General features: G+C 46.9%; 3 protein-coding genes. 1 reads left to right on the forward strand and 2 read right to left on the reverse strand.

Translation table 11 applies throughout. The annotated features are described in order from the left end of the window. Positions 1–481, reverse strand: a 481-nt coding sequence (locus tag ACWVCM_RS14045; RefSeq protein ID WP_455202390.1) for a hypothetical protein, incomplete at its 3' end; no start/stop codon positions are given. 7 nt (positions 482–488) lie between these two features. Then, positions 489–974 carry a hypothetical protein gene (locus tag ACWVCM_RS14050; RefSeq protein WP_455202391.1) on the reverse strand — a complete coding sequence of 162 codons (486 nt, stop codon included), beginning with the start codon at positions 972–974 and terminating at the stop codon, positions 489–491. A gap of 281 nt (positions 975–1,255) precedes the next feature. Here ACWVCM_RS14050 and ACWVCM_RS14055 point away from each other — a divergent pair, with 281 nt between their 5' ends. Then, positions 1,256–2,677 (forward strand): hypothetical protein, encoded by a 1,422-nt coding sequence (locus ACWVCM_RS14055; protein WP_455202392.1) that lies wholly within the window; start codon positions 1,256–1,258, stop codon positions 2,675–2,677. The last annotated feature ends 16 nt before the right edge of the window (positions 2,678–2,693 follow it).

Raw genomic sequence — 2,693 nt, forward strand, 5'->3', positions numbered from 1 at the left:
CACCTGCAACATCACTTTCCGCATCTATATTTATTTCCAGCGACGTTTCTTCGTTACTCAACGCCTGGCTAACTGCATACACATTACCGTCGTGATCATGGATGGTAATCGTCGCAGCAACTGAAGCACCCGTTTGCGCAAGCACGCGGACCCTGGTATTTGTTACCGAACCGACCAGCGTATAATTACCTGACTCATCAGTTACAGTAGTATCGATGACCCTATTACCAGCATCTACCAAATCCACGATGGCGAACCGCACTGGCTTGAACTGGGTATTACCATTGAATCCGTACGCCCCGTATTCCTTGTCTTCAAAGCGAATGACACCAGTAATCTGTAACACCTGCACGGCACCACTCGCCCCTCCCACACTTTCAGATGAGCCACCTGACCCACCCGAGCATGCAGCCAGCATTAGAGTAGCTATCATTAATGCATAACGTGTAACATTACTTACCAGGCTAGTGTTGCAGACCATAACCCACCTACTTCAGGGAATATTCCACAACCGAGCGTCCTTCACGTGATACCTTTCTTCCTTGATTGGATTTACTGATTCCAGCCGGCTGAGCCATCGCCTGGCGGTAAACAGTACTTGCCGCTAACTGTGCACCATTCACTGCCTGAATACTGGCGCTCGCGCTAACAACCGGTACTGTGTGGGGTGGGAATTTCAGACTAAAGCGGATTTCCTTGATTTCACCTTGATAAATCGACCCTGACCACTGGAGTTCACCCGACATCACTTCCGACGCTGGCGGGAGTTCCACTGTAATGTGCAGGTTATCGCTAGGAAGACTTGACGACACCCGAACCACAAAAGATACAACACTGCCTGGGGAAACAGTGGATTCCGGGTGTATGGATATCTGAACCGGGGTCGTTGGTTTTACGGCAATTGTTTCGGCCCACGCCACCTGAGCCACGCACCACAAACTGATTACTATTGTTGTTATTACTTTCCACCACATTACCGCAATATCCCGTTCAGTATTGATGAAACTCTTGCTGCGTAGGGCTTTAAAATCCAGGCTCTGGAAATCAGAGCGGCCCTAACACACGCAACGTAAAATCAATTCCTGTATCGGCGGAAAGTGTGACGGCTTTAGAATAAGCAATTTGAACTGGTTCACAGTTTTAAATTGGTATCCATTAAAATCAGATAGTTACACGTTAAAGCTTGTGTTGGATTATGAAGCCTACTATGGTTAGAGTTTTTGTATACATCAGTGGTAAAACTGCGCTTTTTACAATGAAAACAATCACAGGCTTTATGATCACCCTGGCAATCGTAATTTGCCAAAACAACAGTTTCGCCGCATTCGGATATGATCCCACTCTCACCTGGAAAACATTGCGCACAGAACATTTTCTCATCCATTATCACGACGATGAGGAACAGCTGGCCCAAAATGTAGCGCAGATCAGTGAAAGAGCCCACCAGCGGATTAGCAAATTTTTTAACTGGCAACCGGAAGAACCAACCCAAATTGTGCTTGTTGACCGAATGGATTTCAGTAATGCATTCGCTTACCCCATGCCGCACAACACCATGCAAATCATAGTAACGCCACCCGATGACTATGACACCATTAGTGACTACCACAACTGGCTGGACCTGGTCATAAACCATGAGTACGTGCACATTATCCATGTCGATAAAGTGGCCGGATTAGCACAAGGCGGTCGTAATATTTTTGGGAGACATACCCTGTTCTTCCCCAATGCCTTGCAACCTACCTGGGTTCTGGAAGGTATAGCCACTTATCATGAGACTCAGCTTGCCCCTGGCATTGGTCGTGGACAAAACAGCGCGTTCCGTAGTTTTATGCGACTGGAAGTGGCATCCGGTATTAAACCACTCTCTCAGGTTAACCAGCCCATTGTGAGCTGGCCCGCAGGTAATACCCGCTACTTATATGGCGTCTACTTTTTTAACTTTCTAATGGAGACTTATGGCGAATCTCAGGTCAAGGACTGGATACAGAATTACAGCAACAATTTAATACCCTATTTAATGAACACGACTTCAAAAAAAGTATTTGAAAAAAATGTAGCTGCCATGTGGGCGGAATTCGAAAACTACCTGAGCAAACAATTTATTCCTGAAATTGAATCAATCAAACAAAGCGGACCAGCAACCGGCAAGCAACTGACCCAGTATGGTTACACCACCGGTCCACCTCGAAGCTTACCAAATGGAGACATATTATTTGTCAAACAGGACTGGCTCAGCGAACCCGAACTTATGCTATTGCCCTTTGGCGAGAGCGTGGCGAAGCAAATCGCAGAAGTTCACGGCAGCCGAATTGATGTGCATCCCGACGCCGGCGTGTTAGTGGCTCAGATAGACCTTGTAGATAGCGTGAATTACTTTGCTGACCTGCACCATATTGACATAAAAACTGGCAAACGTACGCAATTAACCCACGGTAAACGCTATAAGCATGCCGCCTGGAGCCCGGATGGCAAAAACATTATTGCTGTACAGACCATATTAGGAAATAGCGCACTGCATTTATTAACGGCAAAGGGCGAATTTGTCAAAACCTTGTGGCAAAGCAGGAATAAGGAAATTGTGTCAGAGCTGGACTGGTCACCCGATGCAACAAGTATTGTTGCTTCTGTGTGGCGCGCGCCACACAGAAGCAACAATACTTGTTGCATCGGGTGACCAGTCCAGCTCTGAC

This window comes from Kaarinaea lacus (genome assembly GCF_975902315.1).

Coding starts and splice junctions, on each gene's coding strand:
- ACWVCM_RS14055 (WP_455202392.1), top strand. CDS start 1,256: ATGAAAACAATCACAGGCTTTATGATCACCCTGGCAATCGTAATTTGC.
- ACWVCM_RS14050 (WP_455202391.1), bottom strand. CDS start 974: ATGTGGTGGAAAGTAATAACAACAATAGTAATCAGTTTGTGGTGCGTG.